Source organism: Streptomyces yamdrokensis (assembly GCF_053890455.1).
Genome location: NZ_CM132679.1, coordinates 7,600,993 through 7,622,494 on the forward strand (window position 1 = coordinate 7,600,993; position 21,502 = coordinate 7,622,494).

Annotated in this window: 18 protein-coding genes and 6 pseudogenes; 14 read left to right on the forward strand and 10 right to left on the reverse strand. The window is 70.6% G+C overall.

The annotated features are described in order from the left end of the window. Positions 1–117: 117 nt before the first annotated feature. From ACWZEH_RS33490 to ACWZEH_RS33500, 3 genes and pseudogenes are all read left to right on the forward strand, one after another. Positions 118–769 (forward strand): annotated as a pseudogene (locus ACWZEH_RS33490) (helix-turn-helix transcriptional regulator); the annotation flags it as partial. A 123-nt stretch (positions 770–892) separates the two neighbouring features. Further along, positions 893–1,624: pseudogene (locus ACWZEH_RS33495) on the forward strand (class I SAM-dependent methyltransferase); the annotation flags it as partial. Between the two features lie 95 nt (positions 1,625–1,719). After that, positions 1,720–2,352, forward strand: a complete 633-nt coding sequence (locus tag ACWZEH_RS33500) for a GNAT family N-acetyltransferase (RefSeq protein WP_456194810.1) — start codon at positions 1,720–1,722, stop codon at positions 2,350–2,352. Between the two features lie 10 nt (positions 2,353–2,362). On the opposite strand, the gene ACWZEH_RS33505 is transcribed toward ACWZEH_RS33500, so the two are convergent. The 3 genes and pseudogenes from ACWZEH_RS33505 to ACWZEH_RS33515 form a co-directional block, all read right to left on the reverse strand. Next, complete coding sequence (locus ACWZEH_RS33505; RefSeq protein WP_456194811.1) at positions 2,363–2,938, reverse strand: TerD family protein; 576 nt, start codon at positions 2,936–2,938, stop codon at positions 2,363–2,365. An 81-nt stretch (positions 2,939–3,019) separates the two neighbouring features. Continuing rightward, positions 3,020–3,286 carry a GlsB/YeaQ/YmgE family stress response membrane protein gene (locus ACWZEH_RS33510; RefSeq protein ID WP_456194812.1) on the reverse strand — a complete coding sequence of 89 codons (267 nt, stop codon included), beginning with the start codon at positions 3,284–3,286 and terminating at the stop codon, positions 3,020–3,022. Positions 3,287–3,514: 228 nt separating this feature from the next. Next, positions 3,515–4,534 (reverse strand): annotated as a pseudogene (locus tag ACWZEH_RS33515) (sporulation protein). 342 nt (positions 4,535–4,876) lie between these two features. Between ACWZEH_RS33515 and ACWZEH_RS33520 the strand changes: the two are divergent. After that, positions 4,877–6,079, forward strand: a complete 1,203-nt coding sequence (locus ACWZEH_RS33520; protein WP_456194813.1) for an acyltransferase family protein — start codon at positions 4,877–4,879, stop codon at positions 6,077–6,079. A gap of 91 nt (positions 6,080–6,170) precedes the next feature. On the opposite strand, the gene ACWZEH_RS33525 is transcribed toward ACWZEH_RS33520, so the two are convergent. Next, a complete protein-coding gene (locus tag ACWZEH_RS33525; protein WP_456194814.1) occupies positions 6,171–6,596 on the reverse strand; it encodes a TetR/AcrR family transcriptional regulator C-terminal domain-containing protein in 426 nt (141 codons plus the stop codon). Here ACWZEH_RS33525 and ACWZEH_RS33530 point away from each other — a divergent pair. Beyond that, the gene (locus tag ACWZEH_RS33530; protein WP_456194815.1) at positions 6,595–6,903 is read left to right on the forward strand and encodes a hypothetical protein; all 309 of its coding nucleotides are present in this window, start codon (positions 6,595–6,597) and stop codon (positions 6,901–6,903) included. The genes ACWZEH_RS33525 and ACWZEH_RS33530 overlap by 2 nt on opposite strands. A gap of 106 nt (positions 6,904–7,009) precedes the next feature. On the opposite strand, the gene ACWZEH_RS33535 is transcribed toward ACWZEH_RS33530, so the two are convergent. Beyond that, positions 7,010–9,781, reverse strand: coding sequence for a cation-translocating P-type ATPase (locus tag ACWZEH_RS33535; protein ID WP_456194816.1), 2,772 nt, complete (start codon positions 9,779–9,781; stop codon positions 7,010–7,012). A 686-nt stretch (positions 9,782–10,467) separates the two neighbouring features. On the opposite strand from ACWZEH_RS33535, the pseudogene ACWZEH_RS33540 reads away from it, so the two are divergent. After that, positions 10,468–10,863: pseudogene (locus ACWZEH_RS33540) on the forward strand (alpha/beta fold hydrolase); the annotation flags it as partial. A 25-nt stretch (positions 10,864–10,888) separates the two neighbouring features. Here the strand turns inward: ACWZEH_RS33540 and ACWZEH_RS33545 are convergent. After that, entirely contained in the window at positions 10,889–12,286 is a 1,398-nt protein-coding gene (locus tag ACWZEH_RS33545) for an erythromycin esterase family protein (RefSeq protein ID WP_456194818.1), read from the reverse strand. Between the two features lie 248 nt (positions 12,287–12,534). On the opposite strand from ACWZEH_RS33545, the gene ACWZEH_RS33550 reads away from it, so the two are divergent. After that, positions 12,535–14,166, forward strand: a complete 1,632-nt coding sequence (locus ACWZEH_RS33550; protein ID WP_456194819.1) for an alpha/beta hydrolase — start codon at positions 12,535–12,537, stop codon at positions 14,164–14,166. A 252-nt stretch (positions 14,167–14,418) separates the two neighbouring features. Here the strand turns inward: ACWZEH_RS33550 and ACWZEH_RS33555 are convergent, their stop codons facing one another. Further along, entirely contained in the window at positions 14,419–15,834 is a 1,416-nt protein-coding gene (locus ACWZEH_RS33555) for an FAD-binding oxidoreductase (protein ID WP_456194820.1), read from the reverse strand. A 78-nt stretch (positions 15,835–15,912) separates the two neighbouring features. Between ACWZEH_RS33555 and ACWZEH_RS33560 the strand changes: the two are divergent. Then, positions 15,913–16,083, forward strand: a pseudogene (locus ACWZEH_RS33560) (flavodoxin family protein); the annotation flags it as partial. Positions 16,084–16,637: 554 nt separating this feature from the next. Continuing rightward, complete coding sequence (locus ACWZEH_RS33565; protein ID WP_456194821.1) at positions 16,638–17,549, forward strand: bile acid:sodium symporter family protein; 912 nt, start codon at positions 16,638–16,640, stop codon at positions 17,547–17,549. Positions 17,550–17,758: 209 nt separating this feature from the next. Here the strand turns inward: ACWZEH_RS33565 and ACWZEH_RS33570 are convergent, their stop codons facing one another. Continuing rightward, positions 17,759–18,658 (reverse strand): GNAT family N-acetyltransferase, encoded by a 900-nt coding sequence (locus tag ACWZEH_RS33570; RefSeq protein WP_456194822.1) that lies wholly within the window; start codon positions 18,656–18,658, stop codon positions 17,759–17,761. 9 nt (positions 18,659–18,667) lie between these two features. Continuing rightward, positions 18,668–19,135 (reverse strand): annotated as a pseudogene (locus ACWZEH_RS33575) (DUF4291 family protein); the annotation flags it as partial. Between the two features lie 229 nt (positions 19,136–19,364). Between ACWZEH_RS33575 and ACWZEH_RS33580 the strand changes: the two are divergent. The 5 genes from ACWZEH_RS33580 (at position 19,365) to ykgO (ending at position 20,992) form a co-directional block, all read left to right on the forward strand. After that, complete coding sequence (locus tag ACWZEH_RS33580; RefSeq protein WP_456200037.1) at positions 19,365–19,538, forward strand: hypothetical protein; 174 nt, start codon at positions 19,365–19,367, stop codon at positions 19,536–19,538. Between the two features lie 145 nt (positions 19,539–19,683). Beyond that, on the forward strand, positions 19,684–19,857 hold the full coding sequence (locus ACWZEH_RS33585) for a hypothetical protein (protein WP_456194823.1): 174 nt from the start codon (positions 19,684–19,686) through the stop codon (positions 19,855–19,857). A gap of 309 nt (positions 19,858–20,166) precedes the next feature. After that, positions 20,167–20,409 carry a hypothetical protein gene (locus tag ACWZEH_RS33590; protein ID WP_456194824.1) on the forward strand — a complete coding sequence of 81 codons (243 nt, stop codon included), beginning with the start codon at positions 20,167–20,169 and terminating at the stop codon, positions 20,407–20,409. Positions 20,410–20,620: 211 nt separating this feature from the next. Then, positions 20,621–20,785 carry a 50S ribosomal protein L33 gene (gene rpmG, locus ACWZEH_RS33595; protein WP_456194825.1) on the forward strand — a complete coding sequence of 55 codons (165 nt, stop codon included), beginning with the start codon at positions 20,621–20,623 and terminating at the stop codon, positions 20,783–20,785. Between the two features lie 84 nt (positions 20,786–20,869). Next, complete coding sequence (gene ykgO, locus ACWZEH_RS33600) at positions 20,870–20,992, forward strand: type B 50S ribosomal protein L36 (RefSeq protein ID WP_456194826.1); 123 nt, start codon at positions 20,870–20,872, stop codon at positions 20,990–20,992. A gap of 76 nt (positions 20,993–21,068) precedes the next feature. On the opposite strand, the gene ACWZEH_RS33605 is transcribed toward ykgO, so the two are convergent. Beyond that, positions 21,069–21,491 (reverse strand): DUF4190 domain-containing protein, encoded by a 423-nt coding sequence (locus ACWZEH_RS33605; RefSeq protein WP_456194827.1) that lies wholly within the window; start codon positions 21,489–21,491, stop codon positions 21,069–21,071. Positions 21,492–21,502: the final 11 nt, after the last annotated feature.

Here is a 21,502-nt window from a genome sequence, read left to right on the forward strand (position 1 = left end):
TTGGCGACTCTCACCAGACCCTCACACGCCTGCCCTCCGTAGGCCACCGACACGGGATGCACACCACCGGATCCGGGGAAAACCGGGCTGAAACCAGCAGGGAACCCGGACGGAACCCCGGCCAGGCTCCGCCACCGCGTCGACACCCTCCGGTTCACCGCCGTCGAACGGCCGGGAACCGGCCCGGGCCCCAGGCCGACAGCGGCGTACTCATGACGCTCGGCGACGCCGTCCACGCCCGGGAGGTGCCGGGCTTCGACTACGCCCCGGCCTTCCCGCCCCCACGCGGCGGACAGGACCCCGCAGGACCCCCGCCGCGCCGGGTGGAGCACCGTCTCGTCGCCCGGGGCGGACGCCGGTACCTCGTCGCCTGGGACCTCGACCGCGAGGACTGGCGCACCTTCCGCGCGGACCGGATCACCCCACGCACCCCCACGGGCCCCCGCTTCACCCCGCGCGAACTGCCCGGGGGCGAGGCCTCCCGCTTCGCCGCCAGGTTCCGGGCTCCGGCGGCTCGGGGGAGTGGCCCTGCCGCGGCGAGGTGATCCTCGATCTGCCCGCCGCCGAGGTGTCCCGCCACGCCCGCGACGGAGTCGTCGAGGAACTCGGCCCGGACCGCTGCCGGCTCACCCCGGGCGCGTGGTCATGGGCAGGCCTCGCCGCCACCGTCGGCCTCTTCGACGCCGGCATCGAGGTCGTCGACCCGCCCGAACTCAGGACCGCCTTCGCCCGCCTGGGCCGTCGCTGCACAGCCGCCGCTGCACAGCCGCCGGTGCGGCCCTCCCGCCCTCCGAGCCGGCCGCCCCCGCGCCCCCCCCCGCACCGAACAAAGACCCCGCCACGCCCCGAAATTCACTGGACAACTCATCGGACGCAGAAGAGCGTTGACGAAATGGAGCAGGAGGACCTCTGGGGCGTCGACGCCGCCCAGCGCTACGACACACCCGGCATCGGCATGTTCGCGCCGGCAACGCTGCGACCGACCGTGGACCGGCTCGCCCGGCTCGCCGAGGGCGGAGCGGCGCTCGAGTTCGCCGTCGGGACCGGCAGGGTGGCGGTGCCCCTCACCGAACGGGGCGTCCCCGTCACCGGTATCGAGCTGTCGCGCCCGATGGTGCAACGGCTGCGCACCAAGGCGGACGAGGCGACGATCCCGGTGGTCGTCGGCGACATGGCGACCACCACCGCGCCGGGGGAGTACCGCCTCGTCTACCTTGTCTACAACACGATCGCCAACCTGCTCACCCAGGCCGAGCAGGTCGAGTGCTTCCGCAACGCGGCCCGCCACCTCGCCCCCGGCGGCCGGTTCGTGGTCGAGCTCTGGGTGCCGGAGCTGCGCAGGCTCCCACCGGGCCAGGCGGCCACGGTCATGCGGTCCGAATCCGGGTACATCCTCCTGGACACGTACGACGTCCTGCACCAGCGGGTGGTGTCGCACCACTTCCGGTTCGACGGGACCCGGCAGGCGCGGCTGGACCGTACCCCGCACCGTTATGTCTGGCCGGCCGAACTCGACCTCATGGCCCAGCTCGCCGGCTTCGACCTGGAGACCAGGCACGCGGACTGGGCCGGCGCCCCCTTCACCGCCGAGTCGCGCTCCCATGTGTCTGTCTACCGCCTGCCGCTCGCACCCGCGTACCCGGCCGAGCCCGGGAGACAGACCGGCGCGGAGGGCTTTCTGGCGGGCCGTGGAGCCCGTCCCCGTGACATCGTGGCGCCATGAACATCGATGTGCGCCCGGCCTTCGGCTTCGACGACGTCCATGCCGTGCTCGGCCCCAAGTCCCCTGCGGCCAATGTCTGCTGGTGCCTGAGCTATCGCATCCCGTCCAAGCTCAACCGCGAGCTTCGCGGGCCGGCCCGCGGTGAGTACGTCGCCGAACTGTGCCGTACGTCGCCCCCGCCCGGGGTGCTCGCCTACGCCGGTGACGTACCGGTCGGCTGGGCCGCGGTGGCGCCGCGCTCGGCCACGTCCTTCGCCCGCAACCGCAAGATCCCGCACGTCGACGACCTGCCGGTGTGGTCGCTGTGGTGCCTCCGGGTCCGCCCCGGACACCGCAGGCAGGGGATCTCGCACGCCCTCATCACCGGTGCGGTCGAGTTCGCCCGCGCCCAGGGGGCACCCGCGATCGAGGCGTACCCCCTCGACAACGGTGACGCCAAGGTCGACCTCACGATGGCGTACGCCGGCATCCGGAAGAACTTCGAGCGTGCCGGGTTCACCCGTGCCGCCGACACCACCTCGGTGCTGGCCGGTCACCCCCGGGTCCTGATGCGCCTCGACCTGCGCCCGGGCGGGCCCCAAGAGGCCGCGAAGGAGCCGGCCCGGCCGGGTGGCCCCGGCCGGGTGTGACAGCCGGGTCTCAGACCCCGACGCCGAAGTCGGCGGCGATTCCGGCGAGGCCGGAGGCGTATCCCTGGCCGACGGCGCGGAACTTCCACTCGGCGCCGTTGCGGTAGAGCTCGCCGAAGACCATCGCCGTCTCGGTGGAGGCGTCCTCGGACAGGTCGTAGCGGGCGATCTCCTGGTTGTTCGCCTGGTTGACGACCCGGATGAAGGCGTTGCGGACCTGGCCGAAGCTCTGGCCGCGGTTCTCCGCGTCATGGATCGAGACCGGGAACACGATCTTGTCGACCTCGGCGGGGACCCCGGCGAGGTTCACCTTGACGGACTCGTCGTCACCCTCGCCCTCACCGGTGAGGTTGTCCCCGGTGTGCTCCACCGAACCGTCCGGGCTCTTCAGGTTGTTGTAGAAGACGAAGTGCTGGTCGGACGGCACCCTGCCGGAGGTGTTGAGCAGCAGCGCGGAGGCGTCGAGGTCGTAGTCGGTGCCGGTGGTGGTGCGGACGTCCCAGCCGAGGCCGATCACGACCGCGGTCAGGCCTGGGACCTCCTTGCTGAGAGAGACGTTGCCGCCCTTGGAAAGGGAAACTCCCACTGGGTACTCCTTCTCGGTCGTTCTCGGTGATGTCGAGTATTCGCGGTCGTCCGCGATCGATGGGCCGTTCCCGGCCGACGCTCAGCTGCGCGAGTTGCCGAAGAGGACGCGGTAGCCGATGAGCAGGACGAGCGCGCCCGCGATGGCCGAGCCCCAGGTGGCGGCGTCGAAGAACTCCCGTTGCACAGGCCGGTCCAGGAACTGCGACGACAGCCAGCCGCCCAGGAAGGCCCCCGCGACGCCGATGACCGTCGTCCCGATGAGCCCGCCCGGATCGCGTCCGGGCAGGACGGCCTTGGCTATTGCCCCTGCGAGCAGTCCCAGGACCAGCCATGCGATGACGCCCATGACGCCCCCTCCTTGTCGTGTCGTCGTGCCGCGCCCGCCGGCCGACAACGCGGCACAGCAGGCGTCCGTGCACGGGCAAGCCTAACCTCTACAATTCTGTAGAAGCTTTGGGGTGGGGGTGTCGTGCGACGAGAGGTCCCGGTGACCGTCGGGCTGTGCCCGCGGTCACCGGCGCGAAACACACCTGGGCGGGCCGGGCCCTGATACGCCCGGCCCGCCCGGACGCGGTCAGCCCTCGTCCTTTGCCTCTTCCTCGTCCCCCTCGAAGAAGTCCCCGACCTCGTCGACGACTTCGGCCGCGACCATGCCGCCGACGACCCCCACAGCCGGCCCGGCCGCGCCCGCCGCGACGACCGTCCCCGTGCCGGGGCCGGAGCGGTGGCCGTCGTGGTGCTGCTCGTGGGGGTCGTGGTGCCCGGCGTGCCCGGCGTGCCCGTGAGCTTCGTACGAGCCGTACGGAGCCCGGTGCTCCACGAGCCGGCGCATCCACTCGTCGACGATCGCGTTCCAGTCCTGGTGCTCGACACCGTCGGGGGAGACCGTGAACCGGTTCACCGCGTCGTGGCCGGAGGAGGGGATCCCGCCGCGTCTGTCCGCCTCCAGCACGACCTCCATGTCGCCCGGGCCGGGGCGAGGAAGGTCACCTCGATCTCGGTGACCTGGTGGGCGCACTGCGCCCCCGGGGTCAGCTCGATCTCCTGGTGGAAGGGCAGTTGCCGGCCGGTGCCGCCGATGCGGCCGTACTCGAGATCGGCGGCACCGGAAGCCGAACCCGAGCCCGCCGAACGCCTCGAGGATCGCTTCCTGCACGGGCAGTGGTCCGACGCTCAGCCGGTCCAGATCGCCCTTGTCCTCGGCGCCCGCCACGGCGAGCTCGGTCCGTACACCCAGGACGATGCCGAGGCCCTGGCCGTGGAGCTCGGTGACGGGGGTCTCCCAGGGCGGTACCACGGTGAACGGGGCGCTCCGCGGTTCGCCCGCGCCGAGCCGGGAGCCGCCGCCCACGGTGAACCGCTCGAAGACGACGACGCCCTCGCTCTCCGCCTCCTCGTGCTCGGCCTCGACCCGGGCCGCCAGCTCCAGCGTGATGTGCTCGATGTCGAAGTCGGCGTCACCGCCCTTGAGATGGACCTGTCCGGTCAGTGCGGCTCCGGGCCGGGGCGCACCGGGGTCGAGGGACGTGTCGACCATGGGGCCGCCCGCGCCGAGCGAGCCGAGCAGTCGTTTGAATGCCCTCGGGGCGTCCACTCCTTCACGTGCGGGTGTTCCGCAGACGCGGCGCCGCGCGCCCCCGCGGGCGCGCGGCACAGACTTTCTACAAGCACGTAGAAGCGTAGGGTGGCGATGTCCGGGCGGACGTGCACTCGCTGTCGACGCGGCGGGAATGGCCGAAAGTGGGCACCCGCCGACGGCGGAGACGGGAGCTCCCTCACCGCCACCGCACACGAGTGCGATGGTCGGATGTCCATGGGTTCGGGTTTACCCGGACGTCGGCCACGGCTACGGTTTTCCGGGTCGTTACTCTCGTGTCACTTACACAACTCCTGTAAGAGGTGTTCTGCTCTGTCTGGGTTCCCGAAGGAAGGAATCGTGAACGAAACGCTGCCCTCGCGCAGCCCCGGGGAGACGGACGGGCCTCCGACGAGACCGGACAAGGGCAAGAGCCGCGCCGACAGCGCGCCGACCGGCGGCGGGGCGGACGGGGGGAGGCGGTCGGCGAAACCGCGGGACGCGCTCTTCGACAACGCCAAGTACCTGGCCATCGTGCTGGTGGCGGTCGGGCACGCGTGGGAACCGCTGCGCAGCGAGAGCCGTACCGTCACGGCGCTCTACACCCTGGTCTACGCCTTCCACATGCCGGCCTTCATCATCATCTCCGGCTACTTCTCGCGCGGCTTCGACTGGAGCCCGGCGAAGATCAAGCGTCTGATCACCGGCATCGCCGTGCCGTATGTCGTCTTCGAGGTGGCGTACACCTTCTTCACCCGGTGGAGCGACAACGAACCGGACCGTTCGATCAGCCTGCTGGACCCCCTGTATCTGACATGGTTCCTCGCCGCGCTGTTCATCTGGCGGCTGACCACCCCGATCTGGCAGACCCTGCGCCGGCCGCTGCCCGTCGCCCTCACCATCGCGGCACTGGCCACCCTCGCCCCGTCCATCGGCAAGGATCTCGACCTGCACCGCACCCTGCAGTTCCTGCCGTACTTCGTGCTCGGCCTCTTGCTGAAGAAGGAGCACTTCGAGATGGTGCGGCGACGTGAGGTGCGCGTTCTGGCGGTACCGGTGTTCGCGGGGGCGCTGGTTGTGGCCTACTGGGCCGTAACCCGGATGGACTACGCCTGGTTCTTCCACAACTCCAGCGCCGAGGATCTCGGGTCGCCCGCCTGGCACGGGCCGCTCATGACCCTGGCGATCTTCGGCTGCTCGGCGGTCCTGGCCGCCTGTTTCGTCGCCCTCGTCCCCCGGCGCCGCACGTGGTTCACCGCGTTGGGCGCCGGCACGCTGTACGGGTACCTGCTGCACGGCTTCTTCATCCAGGCCGCCAACCACTGGCACTGGTCCCGCAACGACTGGTTCCACACCCCGGTGGGCGAGATCACCGTCACCGCGATCGCCGCCGTGGTCGTGACCGCCCTGTGCACCGCACCGGTGCGGAAGGTCTTCCGCGCCGTGTTCGAGCCGAAGATGGACTGGGCCTTCCGGCAGCAGGCCCCCGCGCCGGCGGCGGCCTCGGCACCGGCGCAGAAGCCGGTTCCGGAATTGGCAGCGGCGTCACAGCGGTCCAGTTAGGACCGAGGGGCGTACGGGCCCTGCCCCGTGGGCTCGTACACCCTTCCCGCGGTGGTCGCGGACAGCGCGAAACCCGGGAGGCGCGCGTGTGTCACGGGGCGGCCCGGCCGGCGATGAGGCCTTCGAGACCGTTGATGACGAGGTCCGGACCGGGGGCGAACGCGTCGGCATGGGCGTAGCCCGGTCTCAGGGTGTGGTCCGTGAACATCTCCGTGAGGTGGGGGTACCGGTCGGCGGGCAACCGTCGCGTGATGCCGTCGGCCACGTCCTCCAGTTCGAGGGCCGTGCCGAACGGCAGGCAGGACTCCTGCAGGACGAACCCGTGGATGTAGCTGTCCAGGGTCGAGAAGGCCTGAGCGGTGGCCGCTACGGAGAATTCCGCGGTCCGCAGGCATCCGATGACCCAGTCGTGATGCCGGAGCGTGGCCGGTCCGGGATTGCGCCGGGACTCCAGCAGGCCCAGCGCCCAGGGGTGGCGGAAGAGAACCGCGCGGGCCGAGAACGCACGCCGGCGCATGGCGGACTTCCAGGCTGCCGTGCCCTGCGGCAACTCGATGCGGGTGAAGACCGCGCGCTTCGCCGACCTGCGCGACCAGGTGGAGGCATGCCGCCGCGTCTTCGCCGGCGACACCCTCTGGACCGTCGTACGCGGGAGCGATCTGGAGGAGGGCGGGTGCCAGGGGCCGCCGGTGTGGAGCCGGCACGTCGGCGACCCGGTCCTCGCAGGCGACCTCACCCGGCGGGTCGACTTCGCGCTGTTCATGGTGGAGGCGATCATCGACGACGCGCTGATCCACGAGGCCCCCGGCCATCGTGGGCTGTGAGACGCCCGCGGCCCGCGCGCGCACCCGGCGGCCGTGACGCCCGCGAGAGGCCGTCGGCCCGACGACCGTGAGGACAGACACAGAAGGCGCACCGGGCGCGCTGCCGTCATGCGGCCTGCGGGGACGTCGGCTGCTGCGAACCGGTGCCGCGCGTGCCGCGCGCACGCGCACGCAGCACGGTCTTGAGTACCTCGCCGGTCCACAGGATCGCCGAGCCGACGGCAGCGCACACCAGCCACTGACCGGGAGTGAGATCGGTGGTGGTGAAGAAGCCGTGCAGCGCGTCGGTTTCGACGATGGCGATGAGCAGGGCGATCACGGCGCCTGTGGCGACGAACGCGGAGGTGTTCTGCAGTGTCTCCCTGCTGAACACGCTGCGGGTGTCGTGCCGCACGTTGAGCAGGTTGAAGACCTGGAAGAACACGAAGGTCACGAAGGCCATCGTGCCCGCGACGGTCGCCTCTCCCAGTTCCGCCTCCGGGCCCGGGGCCCAGATCAGCACCGCCAGCGTGCCGGCCGCCATCACCGTGCTCGCCAGCAGGATGCGGGTGAGACGCTGCTTGCTGAGGATCCGTTCGCCGGCCGCGCGGGGCGCGCGCCTCATCGCGTCCGGGCTGACCGGGTCGATGCCCAGGGACATGGCCGGCGGCCCGTCCATGACCAGGTTGACGAACAGGATCTGCAGGGCGGTGAACGGCGCCCCGCCCGCCAGACCTGTCAGTGAGGCGATCAGGAAAACGGCCACGAAACCCAGGGCGGTGGAGACCTGGAACCTGGTGAACTTCACGATGTTGTCGTAGATGCCGCGGCCTTCGCGGACCGCGGACACGATGGTGGCGAAGTTGTCGTCGGTCAGCACCATGGTGCTGGCCTCCTTGGTGACCTCTGTCCCCGTGACACCCATCGCCACCCCGATGTCGGCCTTGCGCAGCGCAGGGGCGTCATTGACACCGTCACCGGTCATCGCGACCACGTCACCGCGGTCCTGCAGCGCCCGGACGATACGGATCTTGTGCTCGGGGGACACCCGGGCGACGACACCCGCCTCGTCCAGCCGGTCGGCCAGAGAGGTTTCGTCGCCGACACGGTCCAGGTCGGCCCCCGTCACGGCGGTTCCGGGGATACCGAGCTCGCGGGCGATGGCGCCCGCGGTCACCGCGTGGTCACCGGTGATCATGCGGACCCGGATTCCGGCGTCGATGCACTCGGCGATCGCCGCGCGTGCCTCCGGGCGGGGCGGATCGACGATGCCCACCATGGCTGTCAGCACGATCCGGTCGAGCAGGTCCTTGGGGTCCTGGGGGGCCCGGAAGCCGTCGGCGGGAAAATCCTCCATGCCCAGCGCCATGACCCGCATGCCCTGCTCGGCGAGCGAGGCGTTGCCCTCGTCGAACCGACGGCGGGCCGCGTCGTCGAACGGCAGAACTCCCTCCTCGCCGACGAGGCGGTCCGCGCGGCCGGCGAGGACATCGGGAGCACCCTTGACGAAGCACCGGACCACCGCGCGCCCGGAGTCGTCCGTCCAGTCGTGGAAGGTCGCCATGAACTTGTAGTCGGAGTCGAAGGGAACCTCCAGCCGCCGCGGCCGCTCCTGCCGCAGCCCGGTCACGTCGACGCCGCCCTTCTCGGCCAGGACAACCAGCGCGCCCTCGGTCGGGTCACCCACGACGTCACCGTCGCGGATCACGGCGTCGGTGCACAGGGCCATCGCGGCCAGCGCGTGGTCCAGCGTCCGCGGCAGGGGCTGTCCGTCGGTGGTGCGAATCCGCCCATCGGAGGAGTAGCCCTCGCCGGAGAGGGTGAGCCGGCGGCCGGCCAGCAGCATCTCCCGCGCCGTCATCTGGTTCAGCGTCAGCGTGCCGGTCTTGTCCGTGCAGATCTGGGTGGTGCTGCCGAGGGTTTCGACCGAGGCCAGCTTCTTGACGATCGCACCCTTCTTGGCCATCCGGCCCGTGCCCATCGCGAGGGTGAACGCGACCACCGCGGGCAGACCCTCGGGGATGGCCGCGACCGCCAGCGACACGGCACTGATGAACAGGTCGCCGAAGTCCTGCCCGCGCATCAGGCCGAGGACGAACACAAGCGCGATGACCAGCCCGGCGATCAGGGCGAGGGTGCGGCTGAGCGCGTCGATCTGACGCTGCAGCGGCGTCGGGCCGGGCTTGGCCGAATGCAGCATGTCGGCGATGCGGCCGGTCTCGGTGCCCATACCGGTGGCGGTGACCGTGACCTCGCCGCGGCCGCGCGTGACGGCGGTGTTCATGAACACCGCCGTCAACCGGTCGGCCAGCGGGGCGTCCTGCGCGACCTCGGCCTCCGCGTCCTTGGCCACGGCCTGCGCCTCGCCGGTCAGGACGGACTCCTGCACCTCAAGGGAAGCCGACGTCAGCAGCCGTCCGTCCGCGGGCACCCGGTCACCCGGCGCGAGGGTGACCACGTCCCCGGGGACCAGTTCACTGGCGGCCAGTTGCATCAGACGGCCGTCGCGGCGGACCGTGGCATGAGTGACCGTCATCTCCCGCAGGGCGTCCAGCGCCGCCTCGGCCCGGGACTCCTGCACGAACCCGATCGTTGCGTTGAGCAGCACCACCACCGCGATCGCGATCGGGGTCTCCCACTCCCGGGACACCAGCAGGCTGACTACGGCGGCCACCAGCAGAATGATGATCAGAAGATCCTGGAACTGCCGGAGGAAGGCCCGCCACCGGGGTTCACGCGGAGCCTCGTCCAACTGGTTCGGCCCGTGCTCCGCCAGCCGCCGGGCCGCTTCGTCCGAGGAAAGCCCCGCGCCGGGGTCGACGTCGAGCCGGCCCGTCGCGTCGGCCGCGGGCAAAGCATGCCAGGGCGGTGGTGTGGCGGAGGTGTCGGAAGGCAGCATTGCACCATTCTGCATGCGGTCGTGCGGCCGAGCATGCGCGTACAGGAACAACCCGGAGGCCGGCCCGGGAACAGGAGAGCTGTCCGCACCCGCCCGCGACCGGCCCGTCCGTATGCCCGCTCTCGCTCCGGTCGACAGCGGGACCCCGGAACGACGTCACCTCTTCGGCCCTGCCGCCTGTACGACCTGAGGGCCGCAGAACCGGCAGACCGCGGATCACCTGGACCCCGAACCCCGCCGCCGCCCCTCGACGTCGAGAACTCCGTCCGGCGGTGTCCCGAAGCCGTTGCCAAGACGGCTCCCTCCGTGTACCGAAATCGAAGGGGCGTCCCCGACCGCAGGGCCACCCCGACGATTGGTTTCCGACAGTTCACCTCTGCGGAGCGGCCCAGTCGGCGAAGCGGGTCCTCGCGATGTGCGCGTCGGCACCGGGAAGGAGCGTGGCCCTCCTGCGGTTCGGCACCGGAACACAGGGCATGGGGGTCCGCCACCACCGTACGGGGGTCGTCCTTGGCGGCGAGCGCCTCGCGGATGAGCTCGTCGATCCGGACCTGTCGGGACCGGCGACCTCCACCACGCCGTTGACGGGCGCACCCACGGCCGTGCGGCCGACGGAGACGGCCACGTCGCCGGAGCAGATGGGCCGGATCTTGACCGGGGCCAGACGAACGGTGCCGCCACCGGCCGCCGCGGTGGCGATGCCCTTCGTGATGGCGTCGTGGCGGGGAGAGTCCACCGAGGACTGCTTCGTCCGGTGCGCACCGGACCCCGCCGCCCCGGGGATGCCGGCCGAGGACGACGGCTCCCGTGACGATCCACTGCTCTCCGACCGCTCATGGGCGGTGAGCGGCCACCGTCCCGACACGGACGTGTTCGCCGGCGCTTCGGCGTGGATCGTGACCGCGGTGGGGTAGGAGTCCCCGGACACCCTCACCGGACGCACCGCGGCCACGTTGCCCGGAGAGCAGTCGACGGTGTTCCCGGGCCGCCACGGCGGCTTCCCGGGCGGTGAGTTCGGCTACGCCGGGCGGCCCGAGGCGTTCGCACGCAGGCTGCGCGAAGTCCTCGGCCACACCGGCTGACGGCCCGTCGGCCCGTCGGCCCGCCTCAGGGGGCACCCAGGTACGTGGTGGCCTCGACCTCGTCGAGGTGGATGAGGATGTCGTGCGCCTCGCCGAGGGCGATCCTGTACTCCACGGGGTCGGGCCATCCGGCACCGATGCTGTAGGTGACGCGCGGCTGGTCCAGCCAGTCGCGCACGGAGCGGGGTGCGGTGCGCATGTCCAGGATGTAGTCGCTCTGGCGGGCCTGGTCCAGGGTGTGTTCGTTGGAACCCGGTTGTGCGGGGCCGACACGGTGGGTCCGCATGACGTTGTCGTCCGTACCGAATGCCTTGAAGGCGCCCTCGTGGAAACTGAAGCCGATGCTGACGTAGTCCTTGCCGAACGTGTCGCGCAGGAAAGCCCCTTGGGTCTTGGGGTACCGCACGTCGAAGGCTTCGTAGGACACATGCGTATTGTGCGCCGACAGCAGGACCCGGTCACCGGTGTGCCGGTGCCACCAGGCCACGTTCCCGGCCATCACCCGGTCACGGAACTTCATCATCTCCGCGATCCGGGCCTCGTCGGTGATGTCGAAGGAATAGCCCTTGGCCATCTGATGGATGGCCCTGGCGTGCTGCACGGCCCACAGATGCTCCTGCGCGCCGGCACCGCGGCCCGGGGACTGCTCCCGCAGCAGTTCGAGCACCTTCCCGGTCCGCTCCGCCCGCTCCTCGCGCTCGGCCAGAGGCAGCTCGAGGTACTCCTGCATGTAGGTGCCGGCGTCGGTGGTCGGAGGCAGACCGCGGTAGAGCCCGGCGACGTGTTCCTGCAGCCGCGGGTGACGGCGGGCCACATGGTCGGTCACCCGTTCGTACAACTCCGGCCCGGCGTAACTCATGTCGTTGCCGGTGAAGCGGACGGGGTCGTGCGGGTGCCGACGGTTGTGGTCGCGCATCCACCCGATGAGGTCGAGGTAGTCCTGGTTGTTCCAGATCCGGTACGACCCCTGGAACTCCTCACGCGCGATGTCCTTCAGGTTGCCCTCGCCGTTCACCACATAGTCGTCGAGCCGCACACCACTGCTCCAGGGAAGCTCGAGAGAGAAAGCCCTGAACCCCTTCTCCTCGACCAGGTAACGGAAGAGCCGGTGCTTCATACGGAAGAAGTCCCGCGACCCGTGGGTGGCCTCGCCCAGCCCCACCACGTCAGCGCCCTTGACCATACGGCCGAGCGTGTTCAGATCGCGCAGGCTGCCTTCGGGTTCGGTGCTGCGCAGCGTGTGGGCACTGCGCTCGATGGCATCGACCACCGTCTCCCCGTGCTGCCCGGACCTGGCGGCCCCAGCGGACGAAACCGAAGTCCGTGCACCTGCCGCCTCCTCCCCGACGGCAGGGGCGGCCATGGCCACGGCGCCGAGGGAGAGGAGGACCGAGGGAATGATTACTGCCTTGCGTTGTGTCATGCCCATAGATTTCCTGACGTGCGGTGGACTTCACCAACCCCTGTGCTGCCCATCCCGAGGTGCCCCGGACACTACCGCCGAGGCACTCCGGCCCGGCCCGGCTCGGTCCTGGACGGGCCGGGCGGTCGCTCCGCCGTTCGGCCGCTGCCGGCTCGCGCGATGCGCCGGGCCGGGGTGCGGTGGACACGGATGCGCACCGATGTCCAGCGCACGGGCAGCGTCGGGCGCTCGGCCGTGAAGGACAAGGCATGCACATATGTGGACTGCCGGCGGGCCGTCGGAGTTGTGCCGCGGCCATCGCCGCGGTGATGACCTGCTCGACGGCACTGGCCTGGCCGGACCTCGCCACCGCCGACGGCGGGCCGACACCTTCGGTCTCCGCTCCGAAGCTGGACTGGAGACCTTGCGCTCGGGGCGGACACTTCGACTGCGCGACCGCGAAGGTGCCGCTGGACCATCGCGACCCCCACGGTCGCACCGTCGAACTGGCGGTCGTGAAACGGAGGGCGACCGGCCCCGGACAGCGCATCGGCACCCTGTTCTTCAACCCCGGTGGGCCCGGCGGGCCGGGAACGGTCCAGATGCCGCAGAATTATGAGGCCTTCCCGCGGGAGGTCAGAGAGCGGTTCGACATCGTCAGCTGGGACCCCCGCGGGGTCGGCAACAGCACCGCGGTGAACTGCTTCACGAGCCCCGAGGACGCCGACGCCTGGGCCTCGAGCAAACCGGCCGGCTTCCCGGTCGGCGCGCAGGAGCGGAAGACCTGGATCGCCGCGTACGAGGAGCTGGCGCGCGACTGCCGACAGCGTGACCCCGAGCTCCTGCGCCATGTGTCGACCGCCGACACCGCGCGCGACCTCGACCGGCTCCGCCAGGCGGTGGGCGACCCGCAGCTCACCTACCTCGGGATCTCCTACGGCACGATTCTCGGCGCCACCTACGCCAACCTCTTCCCCGCCAAGGTCCGCGCCATGATCCTCGACAGCAACGTCGACCCGCAGGCCTGGACGAACCACGCCTCCCATGACGACCCGAGGCTCCCGACGTTCCTGCGGATGGGTTCGGACCGCACCGCGGCAGCGACACTGGACCAGTTCCTCACCCTCTGCGGATCCACCGGCACCGACCGGTGCGCCTTCTCCGCCGGCGGTCCGAAAGCGACCCGGGACAAGTTCGACCGTCTGATGAAGCGTCTGCGGGAGCATCCGGTGGACACGTGGACCTACGGCAGGACGGTGGGTGACGCGGTGAACAGCCTCTACACCGTCCACCCCGGGTGGACGGATCTCGCCCGCCGGCTTCAGGACCTGTGGAACGGCCGTGTCCCGGGGCCGCCCGCACCCCTGCCCGCGCCGCCGGTCCCGGTCCCGTACACGGGCGACGAACAAGGGGGTGCCGTGCTCTGCGGCGACAGTCCCAATCCGCGTGATCCCGATGTCTATCACGCACTGGAGGAGGCGAGCGCCACCCGTGCGGGCGACACCGGACGCTTCTGGACCTGGGCCGCCCAGCCGTGCGCCACCTGGCCGGCCGTAGCCGCCAACCGCTACACCGGCCCGTGGAACAACCCGACGGCACACCCCGTCCTGGTGGTCGGCACCACGTACGACCCTTCCACGCCCTACGCGGGTGCGCAGGCCATGGCCGGGGAACTGGCCAGTGCCCGTCTGCTCACCAACAAGGGGTACGGGCACACCGCACTGGTCAACCCGAGCAGCTGCATCAAGGCACACGAGAGCCGTTACCTCATCGACGGCACCCTCCCGCCGCCCGGAACCACGTGCCGACAGGACACGCCGCCCTTCTCCGCCACCAAGCCGCAGGGCGGCGTCGCCACCGGCGGGGGCGGAACGGCAGGCATCGCCCCGAGCCGGCCGTAGCCCCGCGGTCCGGCCACGCGCGAACTCCGGGACCGGCCACGGACCCATGCCATGCCGCTCTGCGGCCGGCTCCGACACCGGGGTCCCGGACTCTGCAGTCCGGGACCCCGGCCGTGGCCTCGCGGGCGCGTCCACCGCTCCTGGCGACCACATTGCCGATGGCGGGGCGTCGACGGGGCTCCGGGCGGGCCGGTACCGGTGAAGGACGACGCCGGAGCGGGTGACCGCCTGTACCGCGGCCTGTTCACCTGCTCAGGGCCTGCCCGCAGCTGCTCCGAAGAGGCCCTCCGGGTCGTATGCGGCGCGGATGCGCTCGAGGTGTTCCTCGTGCGGCCCGAAGACCGCGCCCCGCAGCTCGCTCGCGTCCTCGCCGAGCCCGGCGAAGTTGACGTACGTCCCGCCGCTCGAGAACGGCTTCATCGCGTCCCAGGCCGAGCGCGCCCATCCGATCGCGGTCTCGTCCAGAGCCGGGTCCCGCCAGCCCGCGTCGATGCTCACGTTGTAGCGCGCGGACCGGTGCGCGAACGCGCTGTCGTCGGGACCGACGCGCGACACGGCGCCGCCCAGGGTGCGCACGACGACCAGGCTCTCCGGAGTGGGGCGTCGGGAGTGCCAGTCCACCAGGGTACTGATGGCGTCGTCGGTCAGCTCGTCCAGGAAATGCGACTTCATGAAGTAGCGTTCGCCGTCGGGGAACCGCCAGGTATTGGCGCTCTGCAGTGCGACGTAGGGCATGGTTCCGCTCAAGTCCATCAGCGGCGGGCCCAGTTCGCGTTGCGGTGCCAGTGCGGCGGTGGCAGCGTCGCCCGGGGGACCCCCGTACACGGCGCCCACCATCACGCAGTTCGACCGGTGGAGTTCCTGCGGAACCGCCGGGTCCGCGGGAATGCTCCAGAGCAGGAGTTCCGGTGTGACCGTCTCCGGCGCGGTGTACGTCGCGTCCCGCCAGGCCCGCAGCACTTCCTCGGCACGCTCGTAGGGGTGGAGAACCAGCACACCGGCCACCTCGGGGCCGAGCGGGTGGAGGCCGAAGCCGAAGGAGGTGACGACTCCGAGGCCCCGGCCGGCGCCGCGCGCCGCCCAGAACAGCTCGGGGTCCTCCTCCCGGTTCACCGTGCGCACCACGCCGTCCGCGGTGACGACCTCGAGTGAGCGGACGCTGTCGCAGCTCAGACCGAACGTCCGCATCACGAAACCGAAGCCGCCGCCGAGCGTGAGACCGGCGATCCCGGTGGCCGAGATCTCTCCGCCCGGTGCGGCCAGAGCGTGCAGCTGCGTCTCGCGGTCGAGCTCGCCCCAGGTCAGGCCTGCCTGGGCCCGCGCTGTGCGGGCGGCGGGGTCGACGTGCACGCCCTTCATGCGGGACAGGTCGATCACCAGTCCGTCGTCGCACACTCCGCTGCCCGCCACCTGGTGCCCGCCACCGCGGATGCTGACGACGGGACGGTACTCGCGGGCCACCCGTATCGTCTCGACCACGTCCGCGGTGCCGGAGCACCGGGCGATGAGCGCGGGACGGCGGTCGATCAGCCCGTTCCACACCGCCCGGGCCCCGTCGTAGCCGGGATGCCCGCGGTCGATCACCTCACCCAGGAGCGAGGCCCGCAGCTCGTCCGCCATCGCCCGCTCCGCAGTGGCTGTCAGTACGGACCCCTGTTCGTCCGGCATCTGCGTCACATCCCGGGGCGCGTTGGTGGCTGCCGTCCTCTTACTTTCCACGCTAGTGCGGAGCGGCCGGGCCCGCATGCCGGCCCGGCCTGGCTCGGCGCCGACAACTCCGTGACGGAGCAGGTGACCGAACGCCTCCATGCCTGTTCCAGCCCGCTCAACGATGCAGGACGGTAAGCCCGTTACGGACGCGTTGGCGGTTGCCCGATCACCGGCGATGAGGAGGGCGTCAAGCACTGCGCCATGAACCGGAACATCCGCAGGACGCCGGCGCCGGGCCGCCCGGGCACGCCGCAGATCCGGCCGGTCCACTCGGGTTTCGGCCGGCAGGCCGTGAGAACGGCAGACGATCCGCCCCATGGCGGTCTCCCGGTCGCGCCCCGGCAGAGCCCCGCTCCGGCGGATCAGCGGCATGGCCGACCAGTTCGGTGAAGCGTTCTCCTGCCGTCCGAACAGGTCCTCCGGCTCCAGCCGGCCCCGGCTGACGCGGATGCCCGCGTGCCCGCGCACCATGCACCCGTCCACGACGGCGATGTCCGTGGCATCCCCTTCGGACGGTTCTGTGACAGCTGTGCCGTCAACAGCTCACCCATCCCGTGGCCACCGACAGGCCGGGACGACGAACAGCCGGTCATGGCTGTCGCGTCGGGGCTCATCCCTGGGGCCTTTGTGGAAACAGGATCCGGCGGTCCGGGTCCCCCTCTGGGACGAGGCCCGAAGAACTGCTTCACTGTGACGGCCTGCAGCCGCGTGGCGGCTTTCGCACCCCTACCCGTCCGTCATCCCGCAGAACGCGAGGGCCGATGAACGACTCAGTGCTGATCACAACAGGTCTGCCGATCGCGCTCGCCGTCATCATGTTCGGCCTCGGGCTGTCCCTCACCACTGCTGACTTCGAGCGCGTGGCCCGCTCCCCGAAAGCAGTGCTCTTCGCCCTGACCCTGCAGATCGTCGTTCTGCCGCTGCTCGCGTTCGGCCTGGTCAAGGTATTCGGCGTGGACCCACTGCTGGCGGTGGGTGTGATGCTCCTTGCCGCGTCGCCCGGGGGCACCACCGCCAACCTCTTCAGCCACCTGTTCCGCGGGGACGTGGCGTTCAACGTCACCCTCACAGCGATCAATTCCGTGCTGGCGGCCGTCACCATCCCTCTTGTCACCAACCTGGCCATCAGTCACTTCGACACCGGAGGCGACCTGGGGCTGCAGTTCGGCAAGGTGCTGCAGGTGATCGCGATCGTGCTGGTCCCGGTCGGGGTCGGCATGCTGGTCCGGCGCCGCTCCGCGGCCTTCGCGGCCCGGGCCGACGGTCCCGTCCGCGTATTCTCCATTGCCGTCCTGGTCGTTGTGTCTTTGGCGGCGCTGCTGGGAGAACGGGAGAACCTCGCGGACTACCTTCGGCAGGTCGGTCTGGTCACCGGAATCTTCTGCCTCGCGAGCCTTGGCATCGGATACGGCGGTGCGAGGGTCCTTCGGCTGAACGAACCTCAGGCGATCGCCAGCGCAATGGAAGTGGGGATCCACAACACGACCGTTGCCCTCACCATCGCACTGAGCGTCCTGGACAACGCGGAGGTGGCAGTCCCCAGCGCCGTCTACTCGGTGCTCATGTACGTTCTGGCGACGGCCTTCGGTTACGCCGTCACCCGCAGCCGCTCGTCGAACACGGCCACAGCGGACCGGACGGTGAGCCGAGGCAGCCGTGGCACTGAGCAATGAGCGCGATCCGGACGAACCGCCCGGCCCCGTGGACGGGGCCTGCCCCTCTCCGGCGCCGGTGGAGCCCCGCGCATCGGCCGAGCCGTGCCAGGGGCTGCGAAGTCCGATCGGCTCAGGGGCACAGGCAAACAACCGGGGACTGTCGCGAAGTCCGTTCGACGGGCTCAGGCGGTCGGACGCACTTGCTCCAGGGCCTGTGGCCGGTCCCGTCATCCTGGCGGTGGTGTGGTGATGTGCTTCTCGAACCAGTGCTGGGCGTAGGGCTCGTTGTTGAAGGCGGCGATCTCCTGGAAGCCGCAGGAGCGGTACAGGCCGATGGCGGCATCGAGCGCCCTGTTGGTGTCCAGGCGCAGTACGTTGTGGCCGTGCTGGGAGGCTTTTTCCTCCAGCTCGGTCAGCAGCCGACGGCCGAGGCCGAGACCTCTGGCGTGGGGTGCGACCCACATCCGCTTGACCTCCGCCGGTGCCCCGGACGGCAGTTTCAGGCCGGCGCAGCCGACGGGCTCGCCGTGCAGGCGGGCGATGAGGAACAGTCCCTGCGGCGGGGAGAGTTCCGTGGCGTCGGGCAGCAGGCTCCGCGCGGGGTCGAAGCCGGCCTCGAAGCGTTCCTGCAGTTCGGCGAAGTAGGACCGCAGACAGTGATCGGCGTCGGGATGGTTCGGGGCTACGACGTCCAGCGTGACCGTCGCGGCGCTCAGCAACCGGTCGACCTCGGCCATGGCGGAGACCAGCCGGGCGCGCTGGGTGTGGTTGAGCGGTTCCAGGACGCGGCCTGCGAGGTCGTCGCTCCGGCGGTCGAGTTCGGCACGCTCCACGCGGCCCGCGTCGGTGAGCCGGACGGTGCGCACCCGTCTGTCCCGGTGGTGCGCCTTGACGCTCACCAGGCCATCGGCCTCCAGGGAGCGCAGCAACCGGCTGACGTACCCGGAGTCGAGCCCCAGGCGCTCGCGCAACCACCGTACGTCCTGGCCCTGCTCGCCGATCTCCCAGAGCAGCCGGGCCTCGCCGATGGGCCGGTCGCGGCCCAGGTACTGGTGGTGAAGCACGCCCACGCGTTCGGTGACGGTGCGGTTGAACCGCCGCACCTGATCGATCTGTGCCGCATCCATTCTCTGATGTTAGTCAGAGAATCCTGGTCGGGCGAGTGGCTCCTCCGCCTCGTGCCGGCCGACGTCAAGGCGTGTGTGATGCCCTCGCGCGCGGGGTCTTTCGGCCGTTGTCGCGGGTCGTGCCGCTGAGACCGTGCCCTTGCCCGGGATTCGTCGGCGCAGGTGCGCCAGGGCCACTCCGTTCACGGGGCAGGGGCGCCCGCCCAGGGGAAGGAGGCGCCGTGCGGCGGCCGGTTCTCCGTCCCGTACATGCGGGTGGATCGTGCGGGCGAGTGGTGTGACGTCGGTGATGGAGACGACCCGCCCGTCGCTGTGGAGACCTGCGGCCTCCGTGGTGAGGCCCAGCTGGAGTGACCGGTGGGGGAGCGGCCGATGGCGCGGGCCGCGTTCGGGATCCCACTGCACCCGCGCGGGAGTCTGCTTCAACCAGCGCTTCCACGCGGCCCGGCCGGCGTGGAGCCCTCGCTCGTGGCGGGTCGCCGTACTCCCGGCAACAGCGCCGAGCCGCCCCGCCGGTTCTCACGACCCGGATCCTCCGGCCGTACCTGTCTCACGGCCGGGGGCCGGTACACCTGCCGAGGTCCTGGTGGGCGGCGGCGGTCCGTCCGACGGGGTGTGTGCGGGGGCGACGTGTTGTCGTGGAGGGCTTGTGCCTGCCGCGATTCGAGCGGAGGGGCAGCGGTGGGCTGGAGATGAGGGCGGCGGTATGCGGAGTGTGGGTGTGGAGGAGGAACTGCTGCTGGTGGACCCGGTCAGCGGTGCGCCGGTCGCCGTCTCCGGCGCGGCGCTCGCGGCGGCGGACTGCCGGGCCCTGCAGTCCGGCGAGGGCGGCCTCGCCCGTGTCGTGACCTGCTGCGCCGGTCTGACCACGAGCAGTTGACGCTCTTCTTCCACTCGTATGTGACTGGCGGCCTTCCGGCAGTCGTGCGTCACGGTCAGGTGGGGAACGGCTCGGTTTCTGCTTTCCGGCTTGTGAGGGGGATGTCGGGGCATACGGGCTTCACCTGTCTGAGAGGAGTCTGTTCATGCTTGGCATAGTGGCTGCGGTGCTGTTCTTCTTCGCGTTTTTGATCAACGCGGCGGAGATAGGCACCAATGACGTGTTCTCTTCGACGAATGTGATGCTGCTGGGGCTGACTGCCCTGGCCCTGCATGTGGCGGGAATCGGTGCGGGCTGGGCTTCCAGGAGCCGACGCTGACCCCGGCCCCTGTGACCGCCGACCCGCACGACGGGGTGCTCGGGCGCCGCCAGCACCCGAGCACCCCCGCCTTCGTAGCCGGCCCTGCCCGCGGCAGCGGTTTTTCGAGGGGCACCTGTTCGGCGACATCTTCGTGATCGTCGGTCGTGGGCGGCAGAGCGTGCGGCGTGTCGCGGTTCCTGCCGGTGAGTACGGGCGGTTTCCAGTCCTTGCCCGCGACGTCCCCGAGGACGGCGGCCCGTCCTTCCGGGTACCACGCGTCGGAATATTGGAGTGTGTCCGGCCGCGAGGACCTCCTACCGTGCGGTCATGCGCGTCGTTTTCACCAAAGGGCCCGGCACGAGCTACGGCATAGCGGTGCATCGTGAGAGCGGGGCGGAGCCCACCCCGCGCAATGGGCCGGGCGGGCATCCGTACCTGCCGCACGACCCGGTGCGCTTCCTGGTCGAGGCGGAGGGAGGCGTCAGGCTCGGCGTCTACGGGCGGTCGGCCGCCGTTGGCACGGTGCCCCAGGGCTTCACCCATGGCTTGCGGGGACGATCGTTCGACTGAAGCCCTGCAGAGCCCCTCGCCGCGTGGGCGACAGCCCGCCACGATCACTTGCGCGTGGCTTCGGTCCGTCCGGTGAGGTGCCGGACGCGCGGTGGGCGGCGGCCCCTCCCCCTGAAGGCGGGATGCGGAATACGACGCCCTCCGACGCTGTTGTCCACTATGTCTGGCATGTTCGAGTCAATAACTCGGGCGATGGCGAAAGGAGCACCTCATGGCACGCAGCACTGCGCGGCCGGTCGTCGCGCTGAAGTCGACAGCAGGTACGGGAGTCACCTACGTGACCCGCAAGAACCGTCTGAACGACCCCGACCGGCTGGTCCTGCGGAAGTACGACCCGGTCGCCGGTGAGCACATCCTCTTCCGCGAAGAACGATGACGCCTGCCTCCGCCGCCCCGCGGCGGAGGCCTCGAAGGGGAGACCGACGGTGCCCCCTGTTCGGTCCCGCGGAAGGAGACCGTGGTGAAGGTACGCAAGTCCTTGCGCTCGTTGAAGGCCAAGCCGGGCGCCCAGGTGGTGCGCCGACGGGGCGTGGTGTTCGTGATCAACAAGAAGGATCCGCGTTTCAAGGCCCGTCAGGGCTGACGAGCCGCTTTCGCTACCGGGCGGCCCGGTACCGCGCGCTCGCGGTACCGGGCCGCCCTGACCCCGGTCACCGGGCTCACGTACTGTCGACGTCCCGGTCGAAGTCTTTTGCGCACTGTCGTCGGTCGGCTTCGGTGTCGGCGTGCTCGACACAGTCGGTGTAGTTCTTGAACTCGTCGCTGTTGAACATGGCCGCGCCCACCGCCAGAAGCGCCGAGGAGGCGATGAGTGCGAGCGCGCCGATCGCCGCGCCGATCACGGACATCGTGCCGTTGGTGGCCACGCCGCGTTTCTTGCGCCGGTGTCCGAGCACTCCGAAGACCAGCGCCAGCAGGCCGAGCGCGATCCCGCCGATTACGGTCCAGAAGAGGGCGGCACCGACCAGTCCCAGAACAAGAGCCGCGATACCGAACCCGTTGCGGCGCTCACCCGGACGGGCGGGCCCGTCCTGCCATCCCCCGTTATGTCCTTGCGTGTTGTGTCCTTGTGTCGATGTCATGGTCGCTACCT

Bases quoted from the DNA above. Each gene is read 5' to 3' on its own strand.
- ACWZEH_RS33525 (WP_456194814.1), bottom strand. From the start codon at position 6,596: ATGCGCCGGCGTGCGTTCTCGGCCCGCGCGGTTCTCTTCCGCCACCCC.
- ACWZEH_RS33530 (WP_456194815.1), top strand. From the start codon at position 6,595: ATGGCGGACTTCCAGGCTGCCGTGCCCTGCGGCAACTCGATGCGGGTG.
- ACWZEH_RS33565 (WP_456194821.1), top strand. From the start codon at position 16,638: ATGAACGACTCAGTGCTGATCACAACAGGTCTGCCGATCGCGCTCGCC.
- ACWZEH_RS33500 (WP_456194810.1), top strand. From the start codon at position 1,720: ATGAACATCGATGTGCGCCCGGCCTTCGGCTTCGACGACGTCCATGCC.
- ACWZEH_RS33550 (WP_456194819.1), top strand. From the start codon at position 12,535: ATGCACATATGTGGACTGCCGGCGGGCCGTCGGAGTTGTGCCGCGGCC.
- ACWZEH_RS33585 (WP_456194823.1), top strand. From the start codon at position 19,684: ATGCTTGGCATAGTGGCTGCGGTGCTGTTCTTCTTCGCGTTTTTGATC.
- ACWZEH_RS33555 (WP_456194820.1), bottom strand. From the start codon at position 15,834: ATGCCGGACGAACAGGGGTCCGTACTGACAGCCACTGCGGAGCGGGCG.
- ACWZEH_RS33590 (WP_456194824.1), top strand. From the start codon at position 20,167: ATGCGCGTCGTTTTCACCAAAGGGCCCGGCACGAGCTACGGCATAGCG.
- ACWZEH_RS33570 (WP_456194822.1), bottom strand. From the start codon at position 18,658: ATGGATGCGGCACAGATCGATCAGGTGCGGCGGTTCAACCGCACCGTC.
- ACWZEH_RS33580 (WP_456200037.1), top strand. From the start codon at position 19,365: ATGCGGAGTGTGGGTGTGGAGGAGGAACTGCTGCTGGTGGACCCGGTC.
- ACWZEH_RS33605 (WP_456194827.1), bottom strand. From the start codon at position 21,491: ATGACATCGACACAAGGACACAACACGCAAGGACATAACGGGGGATGG.
- ACWZEH_RS33535 (WP_456194816.1), bottom strand. From the start codon at position 9,781: ATGCTGCCTTCCGACACCTCCGCCACACCACCGCCCTGGCATGCTTTG.
- ACWZEH_RS33510 (WP_456194812.1), bottom strand. From the start codon at position 3,286: ATGGGCGTCATCGCATGGCTGGTCCTGGGACTGCTCGCAGGGGCAATA.
- ACWZEH_RS33545 (WP_456194818.1), bottom strand. From the start codon at position 12,286: ATGACACAACGCAAGGCAGTAATCATTCCCTCGGTCCTCCTCTCCCTC.
- rpmG (WP_456194825.1), top strand. From the start codon at position 20,621: ATGGCACGCAGCACTGCGCGGCCGGTCGTCGCGCTGAAGTCGACAGCA.